The 18,023-nt window shown below is 63.5% G+C and carries 19 protein-coding genes; 10 read left to right on the forward strand and 9 right to left on the reverse strand.

The window, feature by feature from the left end; all coding sequences use genetic code 11:
* Nucleotides 1–5 precede the first annotated feature (5 nt).
* The 10 genes from QUV21_RS15740 (at nucleotide 6) to QUV21_RS15785 (ending at nucleotide 8,802) form a co-directional block, all read left to right on the forward strand.
* Complete coding sequence (locus QUV21_RS15740) at nucleotides 6–422, forward strand: MerR family DNA-binding transcriptional regulator (RefSeq protein WP_300856207.1); 417 nt, start codon at nucleotides 6–8, stop codon at nucleotides 420–422.
* A gap of 30 nt (nucleotides 423–452) precedes the next feature.
* Entirely contained in the window at nucleotides 453–2,228 is a 1,776-nt protein-coding gene (locus QUV21_RS15745) for an acyl-CoA dehydrogenase C-terminal domain-containing protein (protein ID WP_300856208.1), read from the forward strand.
* A 28-nt stretch (nucleotides 2,229–2,256) separates the two neighbouring features.
* A complete protein-coding gene (locus tag QUV21_RS15750) occupies nucleotides 2,257–2,469 on the forward strand; it encodes a hypothetical protein (protein WP_300856209.1) in 213 nt (70 codons plus the stop codon).
* A gap of 29 nt (nucleotides 2,470–2,498) precedes the next feature.
* The gene (locus tag QUV21_RS15755) at nucleotides 2,499–3,143 is read left to right on the forward strand and encodes a glutathione S-transferase family protein (protein WP_300856210.1); all 645 of its coding nucleotides are present in this window, start codon (nucleotides 2,499–2,501) and stop codon (nucleotides 3,141–3,143) included.
* An 11-nt stretch (nucleotides 3,144–3,154) separates the two neighbouring features.
* Nucleotides 3,155–4,366, forward strand: a complete 1,212-nt coding sequence (locus QUV21_RS15760) for an acetyl-CoA C-acetyltransferase (protein ID WP_300856212.1) — start codon at nucleotides 3,155–3,157, stop codon at nucleotides 4,364–4,366.
* Between the two features lie 182 nt (nucleotides 4,367–4,548).
* Entirely contained in the window at nucleotides 4,549–4,950 is a 402-nt protein-coding gene (locus tag QUV21_RS15765; RefSeq protein WP_300856214.1) for a hypothetical protein, read from the forward strand.
* A 48-nt stretch (nucleotides 4,951–4,998) separates the two neighbouring features.
* On the forward strand, nucleotides 4,999–5,469 hold the full coding sequence (locus QUV21_RS15770) for a cupin domain-containing protein (protein ID WP_300856215.1): 471 nt from the start codon (nucleotides 4,999–5,001) through the stop codon (nucleotides 5,467–5,469).
* The gene (locus tag QUV21_RS15775) at nucleotides 5,469–5,948 is read left to right on the forward strand and encodes a cupin domain-containing protein (RefSeq protein WP_300856216.1); all 480 of its coding nucleotides are present in this window, start codon (nucleotides 5,469–5,471) and stop codon (nucleotides 5,946–5,948) included. The genes QUV21_RS15770 and QUV21_RS15775 overlap by 1 nt, the downstream gene beginning before the upstream one ends.
* Nucleotides 5,945–6,592 (forward strand): hypothetical protein, encoded by a 648-nt coding sequence (locus QUV21_RS15780; protein WP_300856217.1) that lies wholly within the window; start codon nucleotides 5,945–5,947, stop codon nucleotides 6,590–6,592. Before QUV21_RS15775 ends, QUV21_RS15780 begins: the two co-directional genes overlap by 4 nt.
* A 20-nt stretch (nucleotides 6,593–6,612) precedes the next feature.
* On the forward strand, nucleotides 6,613–8,802 hold the full coding sequence (locus QUV21_RS15785) for a 3-hydroxyacyl-CoA dehydrogenase NAD-binding domain-containing protein (RefSeq protein WP_300856218.1): 2,190 nt from the start codon (nucleotides 6,613–6,615) through the stop codon (nucleotides 8,800–8,802).
* A gap of 124 nt (nucleotides 8,803–8,926) precedes the next feature.
* On the opposite strand, the gene QUV21_RS15790 is transcribed toward QUV21_RS15785, so the two are convergent.
* The 9 genes from QUV21_RS15790 to ubiA form a co-directional block, all read right to left on the reverse strand.
* On the reverse strand, nucleotides 8,927–9,883 hold the full coding sequence (locus QUV21_RS15790; protein WP_300856220.1) for a D-glycerate dehydrogenase: 957 nt from the start codon (nucleotides 9,881–9,883) through the stop codon (nucleotides 8,927–8,929).
* A complete protein-coding gene (locus QUV21_RS15795) occupies nucleotides 9,883–10,218 on the reverse strand; it encodes a tRNA-binding protein (protein ID WP_300856221.1) in 336 nt (111 codons plus the stop codon). The genes QUV21_RS15790 and QUV21_RS15795 overlap by 1 nt, the downstream gene beginning before the upstream one ends.
* Entirely contained in the window at nucleotides 10,215–11,027 is an 813-nt protein-coding gene (gene proC, locus QUV21_RS15800; protein WP_300856222.1) for a pyrroline-5-carboxylate reductase, read from the reverse strand. The genes QUV21_RS15795 and proC overlap by 4 nt, the downstream gene beginning before the upstream one ends.
* A gap of 27 nt (nucleotides 11,028–11,054) precedes the next feature.
* Nucleotides 11,055–11,558, reverse strand: a complete 504-nt coding sequence (locus tag QUV21_RS15805; RefSeq protein ID WP_300856223.1) for a YbjN domain-containing protein — start codon at nucleotides 11,556–11,558, stop codon at nucleotides 11,055–11,057.
* A gap of 387 nt (nucleotides 11,559–11,945) precedes the next feature.
* Nucleotides 11,946–12,779, reverse strand: a complete 834-nt coding sequence (gene yghU / locus QUV21_RS15810) for a glutathione-dependent disulfide-bond oxidoreductase (RefSeq protein WP_300856224.1) — start codon at nucleotides 12,777–12,779, stop codon at nucleotides 11,946–11,948.
* A 69-nt stretch (nucleotides 12,780–12,848) separates the two neighbouring features.
* Nucleotides 12,849–14,327, reverse strand: a complete 1,479-nt coding sequence (locus QUV21_RS15815; RefSeq protein WP_300856225.1) for an NAD-dependent succinate-semialdehyde dehydrogenase — start codon at nucleotides 14,325–14,327, stop codon at nucleotides 12,849–12,851.
* A 195-nt stretch (nucleotides 14,328–14,522) separates the two neighbouring features.
* Entirely contained in the window at nucleotides 14,523–14,852 is a 330-nt protein-coding gene (locus QUV21_RS15820) for a hypothetical protein (RefSeq protein ID WP_300856226.1), read from the reverse strand.
* Nucleotides 14,849–16,981 carry an OmpA family protein gene (locus QUV21_RS15825; protein ID WP_300856227.1) on the reverse strand — a complete coding sequence of 711 codons (2,133 nt, stop codon included), beginning with the start codon at nucleotides 16,979–16,981 and terminating at the stop codon, nucleotides 14,849–14,851. The genes QUV21_RS15820 and QUV21_RS15825 overlap by 4 nt, the downstream gene beginning before the upstream one ends.
* A 74-nt stretch (nucleotides 16,982–17,055) precedes the next feature.
* The gene (ubiA, locus tag QUV21_RS15830) at nucleotides 17,056–18,006 is read right to left on the reverse strand and encodes a 4-hydroxybenzoate octaprenyltransferase (protein WP_300856229.1); all 951 of its coding nucleotides are present in this window, start codon (nucleotides 18,004–18,006) and stop codon (nucleotides 17,056–17,058) included.
* Nucleotides 18,007–18,023: the final 17 nt, after the last annotated feature.

Raw genomic sequence — 18,023 nt, forward strand, 5'->3', positions numbered from 1 at the left:
TGACCATGACCAAGCGACCCCGAACTGAACTACAGTCCGACCTGACGCCGATCAGTGACATGTGCGCCGCCTTCGACGTGACCCCGCGCACCCTGCGCTTTTACGAGGCGAAAGAGCTTCTCAGCCCGGTTCGCGTCGGGACAAGGCGGCTGTTCACCCGCCGTGACCGCGCGCGGCTGACGCTGATCCTGCGCGGCAAGCGGTTCGGCTTCAGTCTGGAGGAAATCCGTCAGACGCTCGACCTTTACGACCGCACCGGGTCAGACGCCGCGCAACGCCAGCGCGCCTGCGAGATCGCGCGTGAGCGCCTGGCGATCATGGAGGCGCAGCGCGCCGAACTGGACGTGGCGATAGCCGAACTGAAGACAGAGCTTGCCGCCAGCGAAGCGCGATTTCCTGTAACGCATCGCGCCGCCGAGTGACCAGTAGCACTGAAGGGAAGGATTGATCAGATGCCCAGCTATATCGCCCCCGTGAAAGACATGCAGTTCCTGTTGCACGATGTCCTCAAGGTCAGCGCGGCGGATATTCCCGGCTACGGCGATCTTGACCGGGGCTTTACCGGTGCCGTGCTGGAAGAGGCGGGCAAGGTTGCCTCGGACATCCTGACCCCGCTCAACGCGGTGGGCGACCGCGAAGGCTGTGTACTGGAAAACGGCGTCGTGCGTACGCCTGCCGGGTTCAAGGCAGCCTTTGACACCTTGCGGGCAGGGGGCTGGATGGCCCTTGACGCGCCCGAGGATTTTGGCGGTCAGGGTCTGCCTTACCTGATGCATACGGTGGTCAACGAAACCTTCGTTTCGGCCAACATGGCGTTCAACATGTATCAAGGCCTGACCCATGGCGCGGTGTCAGCCATCCTTGCGCATGGCACCGAAGACCAGAAGGCGCGCTGGTTGCCAAAGATGGTGTCCTGCGAATGGACCGGCACGATGAACCTGACCGAACCGCATTGCGGCACTGATCTGGGGATGATGCGCACCAAGGCCGACCCGCAGGCGGACGGCAGCTACAAGATCACCGGGCAGAAGATCTTCATCTCGGCCGGGGATCATGATCTGGCGGAAAACATCGTGCATCTGGTGCTGGCCAAGGCCCCCGGGGGCGGTGAAGGGACGAAGGGCATTTCGCTGTTCATCGTGCCGAAAGTGCTGGTGAACGATGATGGCAGCCTTGGCGCGCCGAACGCGCTGTCTTGCGGCAAGATCGAAGACAAGATGGGCATCCACGGCAACGCCACCTGCGTCATGAACTATGACGGGGCGACGGGCTGGCTTCTGGGCGATCTGCACAAGGGCATGCGGGCGATGTTCACCATGATGAACGAGGCACGGCTGGGCGTGGGCCTGCAAGGCTATGCGGTGGCCGAAGCCGCCTATCAGAACGCTCTGGCCTATGCCAAGGATCGGCTACAAGGCCGCGACGTGACCGGGGCGAAAAACCCCGACGGCCCGGCCGACCCCCTGATCGTCCACCCCGATATCCGCCGCAACCTGATGGAGCAGAAAAGTTTCGTCGAGGGCGCACGCGCCTTCACCTTCTGGGGCGCCACGCTGATTGACCGTCATGTGCGGATGGAGGATGCGGCGGCCGATGGTCTGGTGGGGCTCATGACTCCGGTTCTGAAGGGCTTTCTGACAGACAAGGGCTTCGAGATGGCGGTGCAGGCCCAGCAGGTCTTTGGCGGGCATGGCTATATCGAGGAATGGGGCATGTCGCAGTTTGCCCGCGATGCCCGGATCGCGATGATCTACGAAGGTGCCAACGGCGTGCAGGCGCTGGACCTTGTGGGCCGCAAGCTGGCGAGTGATGGCGGCAAGCATGTGGTGGCGTTCTTTGACATGGTGAAGGCCGAAGTGAAGGCGCATGAGGGGGATCCGCGGATGGCGGGCTTTGCCGAACCCCTGAAGGCCGCGTCGAAACAGCTTCAGGCGGCGGGGATGTATTTCATGGCCAATGGCATGAAGAACCCCAATGCAGCGCTGGCCGGGTCTTATGACTTCATGCACCTGATGGGCCATGTCTGCCTTGGCCTGATGTGGACGCGGATGGCAAAGGCTGCCCATGTGGCCCTTGACGAAGGCGCCGCCGACCGGTCCTTCTATGAGACGAAGATCGCCACGGGGCGGTTCTACATGGCCCGCCAGCTGCCCGCCTGTGGCATGCATCTTGCGCGGATCGAAACCGGTGCCGATCCGGTTATGGCACTCGCGGTTGAGGCGTTCTGACGCCGCGGCCCGGGCCAAAGGGGGATGAATGGCCAGACGCTTTCGCTTGACCCGACGCTTTCCTGCCGCGATGACCGAAGAAGGCTATCGCGCGCTGCGCAAGTTTACCGACAGCACCGGGCTGGAACAGGGCGAGGCGCTGTCCTTTCTGTTCGAGAACCTCACCGCCATTGCCGACGCTGATGAACTCGCCGCGCGGCTGCGGCTTTTCAAGGCCGAACTGGCCGAACGCAAGACCTGAACCACCGGCCCTGAGGAGGGGCCAAGCCAATGACCCAACCCATGAAACTTTATTGCTTCGGTGAATCCGGCAACGCTTATAAATGCGCGCTTGCGCTGAACATGACCGATCAGGACTGGGAACCGGTCTTTGTCGATTTCTTCAACGGCGAGACGCGCACCCCCGAATTCCGCGCCATCAATGAGATGGGCGAGGTGCCGGTGCTGGTCGATGGCGATACCACGCTGACGCAATCGGGGGTGATCCTTGACTATCTGTCGTCGAAAAGCGGCAAGATGGGCGGTCGGTCGGCTGCCGAACGGCGCGAGGTCTTGCGCTGGATGTTCTGGGACAACCACCGCCTGTCCGGCATGATCGGCCCGCGCCGGTTCATCGCCAACTTCCTGCCCGAAGACAAGCGGCCCGAAGGCACGATCCCCTATCTGCAAGGCCGTTTGAAGGCCGCCTACACCATTCTGAATGACCACCTTGCCGGGCGGAACTGGCTGGTGGGTGACGCCCCGACGATGGCTGATCTGTCGTGCTGCGGCTATCTTTACTACCCCGAGCCCTTCGGCTTTGACCGGGCCGACTGGCCCCACATCGACGCATGGCTTGACCGGATCGCCGCGTTGCCCGGCTGGAAGCACCCCTATGAGCTGATGCAACGCGCCCTGCCCGCCGCCACCGCCTGAGGAGACCCCCGATGTCCGACGCCTTCATCTATGACGCCGTGCGTTCCCCCCGTGGCAAGGGGCGGCCTGACGGGGCGCTGCAAGAACTGACCTCGGTCGCGCTGTCGGCCAAGGTCTTGAACGCGGTCAAGGAAAGGAACGGGCTGGAAGGCCACGCGGTCGAGGATGTGATCTGGGGCAACGTCACGCAGGTCGGGGAACAGGGTGGCTGCCTTGCGCGGTCTGCCGTCCTTGCGTCTGACCTTGACGAAACCATCCCCGGCCTTGCGATTAACCGCTTCTGTGCCAGCGGCATGGAGGCGGTGAACCTTGCCGCCAATCAGGTGAAGGGCGGCGCGGGCCACGCCTACATCGCCGGCGGGGTAGAGATGATGGGCCGTGTCGCCATGGGCTCGGACGGGGCGGCGATTGCCGTTGATCCCGGACTTGCGATGAAGACCTATTTCGTGCCGCAAGGCATTTCGGCCGATATCATCGCGACCGAGTTCGGCTTCAGCCGCGATCAGGCCGATGCACTGGCGGTGGAATCCCAGCGTCGCGCAGTCCAGGCCTGGGCCGAAGGGCGTTTTGCCAAATCGGTCATCACCATCCGCGACCAGAACGGCCTGACGATCCTTGACCGGGATGAATACATCCGCCCCGGCACCGACATGCAGACCCTTGGCGCGCTGAAGCCCGCCTTCAAGGACATGGGCGAGGTAATGCCCGGCTTTGACAAGGTGGCGATGCTGAAATATCCGCATCTGGAGCGGATCAACCACATCCACCACGCGGGCAATTCCTCTGGCATCGTCGATGGCGCGGCGGCGGTCCTGATCGGAGACGAGGCGTTCGGCCGCGCGAATGGGCTGAAGCCCCGCGCACGGATCCGCGCCACGGCCAAGATCGGCACCGACCCCACGATCATGCTGACCGGCCCGGTTCCCGCGACGCAGAAGATTCTGCGCGATTCTGGCCTGACCATCGCCGATATCGACCTGTTCGAGGTGAACGAGGCCTTCGCATCCGTTGTCCTGCGCTTTCAGCAAGCCTTCGACGTGGACCCCGCGCTGGTCAACGTCAATGGCGGGTCGATCGCGATGGGTCACCCGCTTGGCGCGACCGGGGCGATCATCATCGGCACCCTTCTCGATGAATTGGAACGGACCGACAAGGCGATCGGCCTTGCAACGCTTTGCATTGCCAGCGGGATGGGGGCGGCTACCATCATCGAGCGGGTCTGAGGCGATGCAGCGGCGCGTTTCAGCCAGCAACCCGCAGAAAAGGCTTCTTTGCCATGATCTCGCCATCTGTGTGTGCAGATTCGGTCTTATCGGCCGTATTCTGGGTGATTCTTCCAGGGTGACGGCTTCCCTTAACCGCGTTGATGGGCGTCGCCGTGCATTACTCCAAGATCTCCCAGCATATGCGCCGTCGGGCCAACTGGTTGCTGACCGGCTGCCTCGACGAATTGGTTGCGGATTATGTCTTTCCCGTGCCGGTCGAACTGCTCTCGACGCGGGTCATCGTCCGCACACCGGAAGAAGGTCGGGCGATGCTCGATCTGTGGCACCGAACGCTTCGGGATCGGGGCGTGGTTGGCCTGCAATCCAAAGTCGTCGCATTGGACGTGCCAAGGGGCGGGCGTTTCCGGATCTGGGTGGACTATCACGAGGTCATCCCCGGACAGGAGGCCAGCCTGTTTTCGTCGGTCCTGTATTATTGCAGCACGACCGCGACCGGCTTTCAGATCGAGATGGTCAGCTATCCCCGCCTCTCGACACCCGAGTTGAACCCGCAGTTCGCGGCGCTCGCCTTGTCTGCCTGACGCCGGTTCCTTCCCGGCGGGGGCATTGCCCGCAGCCGGAGGCATGCCATGCCAGTCATTGACCCCGCAAAGGTGCCGGTAAAGACCGGGTCCATCTATCCGTCACCCTATGCCGAGATGATGGCCAGACGGTCCTCGCTGCGGCTGGGCGATGCGGGGGGGCTGACGCAGTTTGGCGTCAACCTCGTGACGCTGGAACCCGGAGCGATGTCTTCGCTGCGCCATTGGCATCTGAACGAAGACGAATTCGTCATGGTGACGGAAGGCGAATGTGTGCTGGTCGAGGACGCCGGCGAAACCGTGCTGCGGGCGGGCGATTGCGCCGCCTTTCCGGCAAACACCCCGAACGGCCACCACTTCATCAATCGAACTGACCGGGTGGCGCGCTTTCTTGTCGTGGGATCCAAGGCCCCGCATGAGGTCGCAACCTATTCCGACGTTGATCTTCGGGTCGAGGTGTCGGCTGGCCGCGCCCGCTTCACTTACAAGGACGGCACCGACTGGACGGGGCCGCGCTGATGCCCAAGGTCGCTCTTCCCGACTGGCAGGACGAGAAGGGCCATGTTCACCCGGTTACCGGCCCGCACCCGGGCAACTACCGCTATCGGCTGTTGTCCGATCCTGGCGGGCTGACCCGGTTCGGTGCCTTTGTCGAGGAATTGCCGCCCGGGTCATCTTCGGGCCACCGCCACTGGCACGAGGCCGAGGATGAGATGATCCTGATGCTGTCGGGCGAGGTGGTCCTGGTCGAGGACATCGAGACAACGCTTCATCCCGGCGATGCCGCGGCTTGGCCTGCGGGGCAAGCGGTCGGGCATCGGCTGGACAACCGGTCCGCCACGCCGGCGCGATATCTGGTGATCGGCACCCGCGCGCAGATCGACCGGATCCATTATGTCGACCATGACCTGATTACCGAAAAGGATGGCCCCGCGCGCCGCTATCTGCGCCGTGACGGATCGGCCTGCCCTGCATCACTCCAAGGGCCAACCCCATGACCAGGCTTTCGCAAGTTCCGGTATCGCACCGTTCACCCAAAGGCCGGTCCCCGGCCGCCGAGTTCACGTTGGGGGCCATGAAACGGTTCCAAATTGCATCCAAGGGTTGTATTCTTCCCGCACTTCGGGTTCCCGATCCCGCCACGATCCGGACTGCATCTGTCCTGTACCAGCGTCCGGGAAGGCAGTTCAGGTCCATTTTGGACGAGGATTCAATGCTTGCGACTGAAATACTTCAGACATTTCTTGATGACATCGGTGCCGCGGTCATGGCGGAACGGTTCGAGGAATACAGTGACGCGGTGCGGTTGCCGCTGAACATCCTTACCTCATCGGCCAATCTCTACGTTGTAACGAACAGGGATCTGCAGGACGGCTTTGACGATTTCACCGACATGATCCAGAGCCGTGGCATCACAAGACTGATCCGCGTTGTCATGGACGCCTGGTTTGAAAGCCCTGACCAGATCGTCGGCATTTACGAGACCAATCTGATGAAGGGCGAAGAACACGCTTTGCCGCGCTTCTATTCAAAGATGTGGCTCGGCCGGTTTGATGGCGTCTGGCAGACCACAAAGATCCACAACACAATCAACGATTCACGCTGGCCGATCCTGATGACGAACATCCAGCCTGTCCAATGACCCCCGAAGGAGCTTCTGCAATGACCGACTTCACCATGACCGCCGACGCAGACGGTGTCGCGACAATCACCTGGGACGTGAAGCAGAAGTCCATGAATGTCATGTCGACCGAGGCCTTTGCGCTGTTGTCGGACCTGATCGACGCGGCGTTGGCTGATGTGGCGGTCAAGGGCATCATCCTGACCTCGGCCAAGAAGGATTTCGCCGGGGGGATGGATCTCAATGTCATCGCCCGGATGCGGGCGGGGGGGGCGCAGGCGATCTTTGATGGCGTGATGCAGATGCACCATGTGCTGCGCAAGATCGAGCGCGCGGGGATGGACCCGAAGACACTGAAAGGCGGCAAGCCGATTGTAGCGGCCTTGCCCGGCACCGCGCTGGGCATCGGGCTCGAACTGCCGCTGTCTTGCCACCGCATCATCGCCGCCGATAACCCCAAGGCGAAGATCGGCCTGCCCGAGATCATGGTCGGCATCTTCCCCGGCGCGGGCGGCACGACGCGGCTGTCGCGCAAGCTGGGCGCGATGATGGCGGCGCCCTTCCTTCTGGAAGGCAAGCTGGTCGATCCGAAAGCCGCCAAGGCCGCTGGCCTGATTGACGAGGTCGTCGCCCCCGAAGACCTGCTGTCCCGGGCAAAGGAATGGGTGCTGTCGGCCACCGACGCCGATCTGGTGAAGCCGTGGGATGCCAAGGGCTACAAGATGCCCGGCGGCGCGCCCTATCATCCGGCGGGCTTCATGACCTTTGTCGGTGCCAGTGCCATGGTCCACGGCAAGACGATGGGCGTCTATCCGGCGGCCAAGGCCCTGCTTGCCGCCGTTTATGAAGGCGCGCTGGTGCCATTTGATACCGCGCTGAAGATCGAGGCGCGGCACTTCACCTCTGTCCTGATGAACCCGTCCTCCGCCGCGATGATCCGCAGCCTGTTCATCAACAAGGAAGCGTTGGAGAAGGGCGCGAACCGCCCGGATGCGCCCGACCAGTCGGTGAAGAAACTTGGCGTGATCGGGGCGGGCATGATGGGCGCGGGGATCGCCTATGTGGCGGCCAATGCCGGGATCGAGGTCGTATTGATCGACGCGGCGCAGGACGCGGCGGATCGGGGGAAGGCCCACTCTGAAACCCTGCTCGACAAGGGGATGAAGCGCGGCAAGGTGACGGCGGACAAGAAGGCCGAGGTTCTGGCCCGGATCACCGCCACCACCGACTATGCGGCGCTGCACGGTGCCGACCTGATCGTGGAAGCCGTGTTCGAGGATCCGAAGATCAAGGCCGAGGTCACCCGCAAGGTCGAAGCGGTCACCGGCGCGGACTGCATCTATGCCACCAACACCTCGACCCTGCCGATCTCGGGTCTTGCCGGGGCATCGTCCCGCCCGGAGCAGTTCATCGGGATCCACTTCTTCAGCCCGGTCGACAAGATGATGCTGGTCGAAATCATCAAGGGCGAAAAGACCGGGGCGGTTGCGGTGGCCAAGGCGCTGGATTTCGTTCGCCAGATCCGCAAGACGCCCATCGTCGTCAACGATGCGCGGTTCTTCTATGCCAACCGCTGCATCATCCCCTACATCAACGAAGGCATCCGCATGGTGGCCGAAGGGGTGGAACCGGCGCTGGTGGAAAACGCGGCCAAGCTTGTGGGCATGCCGCTTGGGCCGCTGCAACTGGTCGATGAAACCTCGATCGACCTTGGGGTGAAGATCGCCAAGGCCACAAAGGCCGCGATGGGTAGGGATTACCCGGATGAGGCGGTTGACAAGGTCCTGTTCTGGATGGCCGATGACGGCCGTCTGGGTAAAAAGGCCAATGCGGGCTTCTATGCCTATTCCGAAAAGGGCGAACGACTGGGCCTTTGGGACGGCTTGGCGGCGAAATACCCACTCGACAAGATGCAGCCCAGCCTTGCCGACGTGCAGCACCGCCTGCTTTTCGCGCAGGTGCTGGAGGCGGTCCGGGCGCTGGAAGAAGGCGTTCTGACCGACATCCGCGAAGGCGATGTGGGCGCGATCCTGGGCTGGGGCTTTGCGCCATGGTCGGGCGGTCCGTTCAGCTGGCTTGACATGCTGGGCGCGGCGCGGGCGGTGGAAATCTGCCGTGGTCTCACAGCTCAGTTCGGCCCGCGCTTTCATGCCCCGGCCCTCCTGCGCGAGATGGCCGAGAAGGGAGAAACCTTCTACGCCCGGTTCGCAGGCGAAAAGGCCGCAGCCTGATGCCCGGGCTGATCCTCTGCCAGAGGAAAGACCTTGCCTGAATTTGCCCCTCTCCCCTTATGGGGGAGGGTATGATCCCGACGCTTCCGGCTTGGCCGGACGGGCTTCGGGATCCTGGCCGGCCTCAGGGGTTCACGAGGTTCGGCGGCACCTTCCCGTCGGCGAAGGCCATCAGGTTTGCCACTGCCATCAGTCCCATGTCCTCGCGCACCTCAAGGCAGGCGGTGCCAAGATGCGGCAAGAGGGTGACATTTTCCATTGCGACCAGCGCGGCCGGAACCTTGGGTTCGAACTCGTAGACGTCCAGACCGGCCCCGGCGATCCGGCCTTGTTGCAGGGTGTCGATCAGCGCGGCTTCGTCCACCACATCGCCCCGGCTGATGTTCACGAAGATGCCCGAGGGTTTCATCATCGCCAGTGTCGCCTCGTTGATCAGATGATGCGTCGCCTTCCCTCCGGGAACCGCGACCACCACGAAATCTGCCGCCATCGCCTCTGACATCTCCACCTGACGGGCGGGCAGGCCCGGGTCCGAGACCGGCGAGCGGTTGTAGAACACCACCTCCATGTCAAAGCCATGGTGGCACCGCTTGGCAATCGCCTTGCCGATCCGGCCCATGCCGATGATCCCAAGACGTTTGCCGGTCACATGGGTGCCAAGCATCTGCACCGGCCCCCAGCCTTCCCACTGGCCGGCGCGCAGCAGGCGTTCGCCTTCGCCAAGCCGGCGCGCGGTCATCAGGATGAGGGAAAGGGCAATGTCGGCGGTGGCATCCGTGACCGCACCGGGGGTGTTGGTCACGGCGATGCCGGCGGCGCGGGCCGCATCGACGTCGATATGGTTGTAGCCCACGCCGAAGTTGGCAAGGATCTTCGCGCGCGGCTGCGGGACATCGTCGAAGACGTCGGGCTGGAAGCGGTCGCCCAGGGTGGGCAGGACCGCGTCATAGTCACGCAGCGCAATGCGCAGTTCCTGCGCGGACATCGGATCGGTCCGATCCCGCAAGGTGACGTCAAAGCGCGTGCGGGCGGTTTCCAGCACGCGGTCAGGCAGGCGTCGGGTGATGAGCAGCGTCTTCATCAGAAAAGTTTCCCCCCAAGTGGAACATCCTGTCTCGGGCCGATCAGCACGACCTGGCCATCTTCATCCGGCACGCCCAGAACCAGCACTTCGGACATCACCGGGCCGATCTGGCGGGGCGGAAAATTCACCACTGCCAGCACCTGCCGTCCGACCAGCCCTTCCGGCGTATAGTGCCTTGTCAGCTGCGCCGACGACCGCTTTTCGCCAATTCCGGGACCGAAATCGACCCAAAGCCTGATCGCGGGCTTCCGCGCCTCGGGGAAGGGTTCGGCGCGGGTGATCAGCCCGACGCGGATGTCGACCTTTTCGAAATCTGCGTAGGTGATGGTCATTTGCCCAAATCTCGCCCACGGTTGGCGGCGGCCTTGACCGCGCGCCTCAGCAAGGCCGGAAAGCCGGTGTCCGCGTCCATCAGAACTGCCAGCGCGGCGGCCGTGGTGCCACCAGGCGAGGTGACGTTGATCCGAAGTTGGGCGGCAGTTTCAGGGCTTTTGTACGCCAGTTCCCCCGCCCCGCAGACAGTGGCACGCGCCAGTTGCATGGCGATTGGGTGGGGCAGGCCCTCGGCCTCGCCAGCGGCGGCCATCGCTTCGATCAGGTGAAACACATAGGCCGGACCGGAACCGGAAACAGCAGTCACCGCGTCGATCTGGTGTTCGTCGTCAAGGTCGACAACCTGACCGACGGCAGCCATCAACTCTCGCGCCAGGCCCAGATCTTCCTCGGACACAAAGGCGTTGCCACAGATGGCGGTGATGCCACGGCCAACCATTGCCGGGGTGTTTGGCATGGTCCGCACGATGGGCGTCTTGTCCCCAAGCGCCGCCTCGAAAGTGGCAATTGTGGTGCCTGCCGCGATGGAGATGAACAGCGTAGTCCCGTTCCCCAGCGCCTGAAGTGCCGGCAGTGCGGCCCCCATCATCTGCGGCTTTACCGCGAGTATCGCGACAGCGGGTGTCTGTGGCAGCCCTTCATTCAGATGCACGCCGGTCTGGATCAACCAGTCCGTCGGGTTGGGTTCTATCACCCAGACCGCTTCCACAGGAACCCCGGCGGCCAACCAGCCAGAAAGCAGCGCAGTCCCCATCTTGCCGCAACCAAGAAGCACCAGCCCATCCTGGGCTACCCGATCCAATGCCATGTAATCCCCCATTTTCCGGGGGACAGGTTAGGCGCGGCCGTAAGCCTCGGCAATGGCGACTTTCATCGCCTCGGCCGGAGTCTGGTCACCCCATGCCACCATCTGGAAGGCCGGGTAGAAGCGTTCCGAGGCCATCACCGCCGAGGCAATCAGCCGGTCGATCTGTTCCGGCCCGACCATCTGACCGCCCGCCAGCAACAGGCCATAGCGCCAGACCATCAGTTTCTGTTCCGCCCACCAGGTGAAGGCGCCGGTCCAGACCATGTCATTGCAGCGGTTCAGCACGTCGTAAAGTCCGGAAATCTTGTCTTCCGGCGGCTCCATCTCGAAGGTGCAGATCAGCCGGAGGGTTTCGTCCTGCGGGCTCCACGCCAAGGTCAGGGAATAGGTCCGCCACTGGCCTTCGACCGCCATTGCGATCTGGTCTTCTGTAACACGGTCGAATTCCCAGGCGTGGTGTTCGGCCAGCGTCTCGACGAGGTCGATCGGGTGAAGATCGTCCATCGTTGCGTAGTCCTCGGAAAGCGACATTGCCCGGCCTCATTATAAGGCTTCCGGAGGGCCGAAACCCACTAGAAGCTGGGTGTCTGGCAAGGGTCTGCGTTTGCCTGACGCCTCCCTTACTAGATATGGTGTGTGCAAAGCGGAAGCCTGTAAAGCGATTTCTTCATCAATAAGCTGTGGACAACCGCTTTTTCGGTGTGGCCCGCCTCAAGATGCGGCAGGGCTGCGGGGCCAGGGCCGCAGGTCTGTCGACCGGCGATGCCGGGACATGATGCCAGCGCTTGGCATATGGCCTGAAGGCCACCGCCCTGCAACCGCTACATCCGCAAGGCGGCACGGGCGGCGCAGAACGCCGTCCCGGGGGGCAGGGCAAACCAGCGAGCAAAGCAGAAAGGTTCGCGCGGCAGGCCGCCGTCAATCGAAGTCCGACGCCGAGTGGCGTTCGGGAAGCTGTTCGTGGGCTTCGCCCCAACTGCGGTTGACCTTGCGACCCCGGATGACCGCAGGCCGCGCGTCGATCTTCTGCGCCCAGGCGAGGACATGGGTGTAGCTGGTCACATCCAGAAATTCGGCGGCGTCATAGGCGCGGCCCAGAACCAGATTGCCATACCAGGCATAGATCGCCATGTCGGCCAACGAATAGTCCCCCGACATCCAGTCATGTTCCGCCAGATGCCGGTCCAGCACGTCAAGCTGCCGCTTGGTTTCCATCGCATAGCGGTTGATGGGGTATTCCATCTTCGATGGCGCGTAGGCGTAGAAATGGCCAAAGCCGCCGCCCACAAAGGGGGCGCTGCCCATCTGCCAGAACAGCCACGAAAACATCTCGGTCCGGGCGCGGGGGTCTTTCGGGATGAAGGCGCCGCCAAACTTTTCGGCCAGATAAAGCATGATCGACGCGGACTCGAACACCCGCTGCGGCGGGGTTACGGAATGATCCATCAGCGCCGGGATCTTGGAATTCGGGTTCACCTCGACGAAGCCCGACCCGAACTGGTCGCCCTTGCCAATGTCGATCAGCCAGGCATCGTATTCGGCGTCATGGCCGGCTTCCAGCAGCTCCTCCAGCAGGATCGTGACCTTCACCCCGTTCGGCGTGGCCAGCGAGTAAAGCTGCAAGGGATGCGCCCCGACCGGCAGCGCCTTGTCATGCGTCGCCCCGGCGGTAGGGCGGTTGATATTGGCGAACTGGCCGCCGTTTGCCTGATCCCAGGTCCAGACCTTCGGGGGGACGTAGTCGTTCGACATCGCGCGCGCCTTTCATGCAAAGGGGCGGCACCGCCGCCCCTGTTTCGTGATGATATAGCGCAGTCTGGGTCAGATCGACAGACACACGTACTTGAGTTCCATGTAATCATCCAGTCCGTGGCGGCTGCCTTCACGACCAAGGCCGGATTGCTTGACCCCGCCGAACGGTGCCATCTCGTTGGAGATCAGGCCGGTGTTGACCCCCACCATCCCGTATTCCAGCGCCTCTTGCACGCGGGTGATGCGGCCAATGTCACGGGCGTAGAAATAGCTGGCAAGGCCAAAGATCGTGTCGTTGGCGCGGGCAATCACTTCTTCCTCGGTGTCGAACTTGAACAGCGGGGCGAGAGGGCCGAAGGTTTCCTCCTGCGTGACCTTCATCGTCGAGGTGACACCCGTCACCACCGTTGGTTCAAAGAACGTGCCGCCCAGTTCGTGCCGCTTGCCGCCGGTGACAACCTTGCCGCCGCCCGCCAGAACGTCGGCGATGTGTTCTTCAACCTTCTCGACCGCGCTTTCGTTGATCAGGGGGCCAGTGGTGATGCCCGCCTTCAGCCCGTCGCCGATGGACAGCTTCTTCACCGCCGCCGCCAGCTTTTCGGCGAAAGCATCATAGACCCCGGCCTGCACATAGATCCGGTTGGCGCAGACGCAGGTCTGACCGTTGTTGCGGAACTTGGAGATCATCGCGCCATCGACGGCGGCATCCAGATCGGCGTCATCGAACACGATGAACGGGGCATTGCCGCCAAGCTCCATCGAGCATTTCAGGATCTGGTCGGCGGCCTGTTTCAGAAGGATGCGGCCAACTTCCGTTGATCCGGTGAAGGTCAGCTTGCGGATCAGAGGGTTCTCGCAGAATTCCTTGCCGATGTCCGACGACCGCTTCGAGGTGATGACCGAAAACAGTCCGCCCGGAACCCCGGCCCGTTCCGCCAACACCGCCAGCGCCAGTGCCGACAGGGGCGTTTCCGCCGCAGGTCGGGCGACAAAACCACAGCCAGCCGCCAGCGCGGGGGCTACCTTCCGCGCGATCATCGCGTTCGGAAAGTTCCACGGCGTGATCGAGGCGGCCACCCCGATGGGCTGCTTCAGCACATGGATGCGCTTGTCACGCTGGTGGCCGGGGATAATGTCGCCGTAGGTGCGCTTGGCTTCCTCGCCATAGAACTCGATGTAGGAGGAGCCATAGGCGATTTCGCCCTTCGCTTCGGCCAGTGGCTTGCCCATTTCGGCGGTCAGGATCGTTGCAAGGTCATCCTGATTTGCCATGCACAGGTCAAACCACTTGCGCATCACCTGCGCGCGTTCCTTTGCCGTGCGTCCCGCCCATTCGCGGTGGGCAGCGTGCGCAGCCTTGATCGCGCGGTCCGTCTCGGCCCGGCCAAGGTTCGGCAGGTGGCAGATCACATCGCCGCGCGCCGGATTGGTGACGGGGAAGCTGGACCCGTCATCGGCGTCCACCCAATCACCGGCGACATAGGCCTTGGTCGCCAGAAGCGAGGGATCTTTCAGCAAGGATGCAAGGTCGGTCACGGAATCGAGCATGGGGGCCTCCATTAGCGTTGCGCAAAGAGGTGCCACTTTGGGGGGGGCTTGTCCAGTTGTCCGGGCCGTATCGGGCCAGAGTTTGATCAAAACAGCCAGCGTCTGGACTGGTGCCGGCGGCAGGGGCGGGACAAATCTTTTCGAAAAGATCTGCAAATTCCTTGCAAGGAATTTGATGTGTCCCGATCAGGGCGGTCAGCCGTTGGCGTGCATCCGTTCGATATAGGCGCGCATTTCTTCAGCCTCGTGCCGTGCGTCGCGCAGGCCTTCCATTGCGGCTTTCAGTTCCGCCTCGGTCTGGCTGAGCTGGTTTGTCAGTTCCGCCTCGCGTTGGTCCATGTAGGCAAGTGCCTGATCGCGCAGTTCTTCGGCCTCATGCAGCGACTGGGCAAGTCGGTCCATTTCCGCCATGTCGCCGCCTGCCACCCGGGTAAAGCGGTGCAAGAGCCAATGGGTGAACCAGCCCATCGCAAAGGCGACAAGCAGGATGATGGCCGTGGCGATGACAAATTCGGTGCGGTTCATGGGGTGTCCTGAGCCTTCAGTCCGGCAGGGCGCGGCAAGGCGCGGATGGTCTTCTCGGTTGGCGCGACCGAAGGGCTGGTGTCGGCCGAGAAATCGGGGGCGCCGTCATTCCCGCCCTCATTCCCGCCCTCATTCCCGCCCTCATTCCCGGCGTCGGTTGACGGGTTCGAGGTGGTGGTCCCGGCGGGTTCAGCCTCTGTTTCGGCTTGCGCCCCGCCTGCACCTGCACTGGCCGTGAAGCCGGAGCCCGGCTCTTGCCGAACTGCCGGATCCAATCCGGCGTCGGCAGCCAGCGGGGCGCCTTGCAGGACAAATTCGATCCGGCGATTGGCCTCGCGTCCTTCTTCGGTGGCATTGTCGGCAATCGGGGTTGCCTCGCCAAAGCCAACGGCGGTCATGCCCGAAACATCAACCCGGCGCCCCTGAAGCGCCAGCAGAACGGCTTCGGCCCGCGCCTGGCTCAGCGCCTGATTGCCGCCTTCAGAGCCTTGGCTGTCGGTATGGCCTCCGATTTCAAGCGCCATCGGCGGGCAGGCCACAAGGATGCCGGCAAGCTCATCCAGAACCGGGCGCGCAGTCGTCGCAATCTCGGCCGAGGCGGGGGTGAAGGTGATTTTCGTGCGCCCGATCACAGCGTTGACGTCCGCCGCGCATTCTTCGGGCGTGGGCAGAGAGGCGATTGGGTCCAGCGCCTCGTCATAGCGGACGTTGACGCGGAACGTCTGGCCCTGGCCCAGCTTGCCCGACAGGATCTGGGTGATCCGCCCCCGTGTTTCCTGCGACCCGGTAACGCCTGTCACCTCGACCGTGTCAGCGCGGACCAGCAGGGTGCCATGATTCAACTCGGCCAGCGCTTCCAGGCCGGCCAGAACGCGGATCGGCCAGCCATCGGGCAGCGTATCGTCAAGCCGGGTAGCAGTCAGCACCTCGGCCCCCTCGAAGGTTGCGCGGGCAAAGGCATCAACGGCGCTGCGCTGGACCTCGTCCGTCAGGCGCCCGCGCTGAACCAAGGCGCCATCTTCCGACAGGCTGGCGGTGAATTCTGCCGGGCCTTGGGTGGAGGTTTCCTTCTTTTCCAGCGTCGAGGTCAGGGAAAAGGCATCCGGCAGACCGGTTTCCAATTCGCCCACCACCTTGTCAAAGGTGGCCTGTGTCACATCGCTGCCCGCAAGCAAGGTGATATCGGCGTCCGAAAAGGTGACAGATGCGGATCCCAGTTCGGCTACCGCCTTGATCGCGCGAACCACGGCCTCGGACCAGCGGGGGGTCGGCGTGCCGAGGCCAACAGTGCAAAGCTGCCCGCCGGTCAGCCCGGCTGCGGAGGCGGCGGCAAGGATCTGGCTGCGGGCGCGGTCACTGTCGGCCGAACAGCTGTCAAAGCGCGCGCCCTCGGCGTCGACGATGAAGCGCAGGGTGAACGGCGTGATCACCGGGCGCGGGGCCGAAATGTCCAGCACCAGCCGCACACCAGCCGGGGCCAGCGTGCGCAAGTCGCCCTCCAGACGGCGCTTCTGAGCCGCACTGTCGGAGATCGCCGTCACCTGCACCAGATCGGCGGCGACCGAGATTTTCGACCGTTCAAGACGCTTCAGCGCCTCCAGCCCGAAGGCCAGCGCCGCCCCCCAGGTTTCCGGGGCGGGGTAATCGGCGGATTCCAGCAGGTTGGTCAGATCAACCCCGGGGGTCAACGCAGCGGCGGCTTCGGCAAGGACATCTTCACTCATCGCGCCTTCGCCGGGGGTCTGGGGCATGAGGCCGATCAACTGGATGCCGTCTTCCGTGCGCAACATCTGGACCGAAAAGTCCGGCGCCTCGATCGCCGAGGCGGGAGCGACGTCCAGCCCGTCACGGATGCGAGAGCTGTCGACCAGCGAGCCAACCATGTTGACGGCGCGAAACCGCGCGGCCTCGTTCGGGGCGGTGCCGGACAGATGCACCTGCAAGCCGTCTGGCTGCACGCTGATCCAGTCGATCTTCGCCCCGGTCAGATGCGACGTGACAACCTTCCCGGTCCGTGCCTCGATCACCAAGACGGCGGCATAGGCCACACCCGCCATCAAGAGCGCGGCAAGCAGAAAGGCCAGCAGCGCAAGGGTGGTCTGGGACAACTGGCGAAGGCGTTGGGGCAAGGTGGCAGACTTCCGGGGCAAGACTCAGGTCGGGCAGTTCACCCGATGCTTCCTAGGGCTTCGGGCGGGCAGGTTCAACCAAGCCAGGCCGCGACGGCAAGAAACGGCACAGGGATCAGCCCGGTGTCGCGGTTTGACCGGAATACCACAAGGCATGAGGCGGGGTCATCAAGATCAAGCCGCCGCATCTGCCAGGCAATGTGCCAGCCCATTGCCCAGATGCCTGCCAGCGCGGTGACCATCGCCAGCACCCGGCCCGATGGTGCATGGGCCAGCACCACGGCCGCGCCCATCAACAGGATGGTCAGCACGAAAAAGCCCCACAGCCATTTGCGGCTGTTGTCGCCAAACAGCCGCGCAGTGGATTTGACGCCGATCAGCGCGTCATCCTCGCGGTCCTGATGGGCATAGATCGTGTCGTAATACAGCGTCCAGGCGATCCCTCCGGCATAAAGCAGCAGTGCTGCGGGTGGCACTTGCCCGGCATGGGCCGCCCAGGCCAGCAGCGCGCCCCAGTTGAAGGCCAGCCCCAGAAACACCTGCGGCCACCAGGTAAAGCGCTTGGCAAACGGATAGACCGCCACCAGCGCCAGCGAGGCAACACCAAGGGCAATCGCTAGGCCGTTGTAGGTGAACAGGATTGCCGCCGCGACCAGCGCCTGCGCCACCATCCAGACAAGCGCCTGCCGCACGGAAACCTGACCCGAGGGCAGGGGCCGGCTTTGGGTGCGCGCAACGGCGGCGTCGATCTTTCGGTCGGTGATGTCGTTCCAGGTGCAACCTGCTCCGCGCATGAGGAAAGCCCCCACCCCACAGGACAGCACAAGCCACAGATCCCAGGGCCGGAACGCCCCGTCAGCCCCGCCCGCCAGTGCAATGGCCCAAAGGCAGGGGATCAAGAGCAGCCAGGTTCCAATTGGCCGGTCGGCGCGTGACAGCCGCAGGTAAGGCCGCGCAGGGCCGGGGGCGAAACGGTCCACCCAATTGCCCTTTGGCGCATCGGCAACGCTGCCTTTGGCGGGCATGTCGGCCTCTGGCATTT

Source organism: Tabrizicola sp. (assembly GCF_030373185.1).
Classification (GTDB): Bacteria; Pseudomonadota; Alphaproteobacteria; order Rhodobacterales; family Rhodobacteraceae; genus Tabrizicola.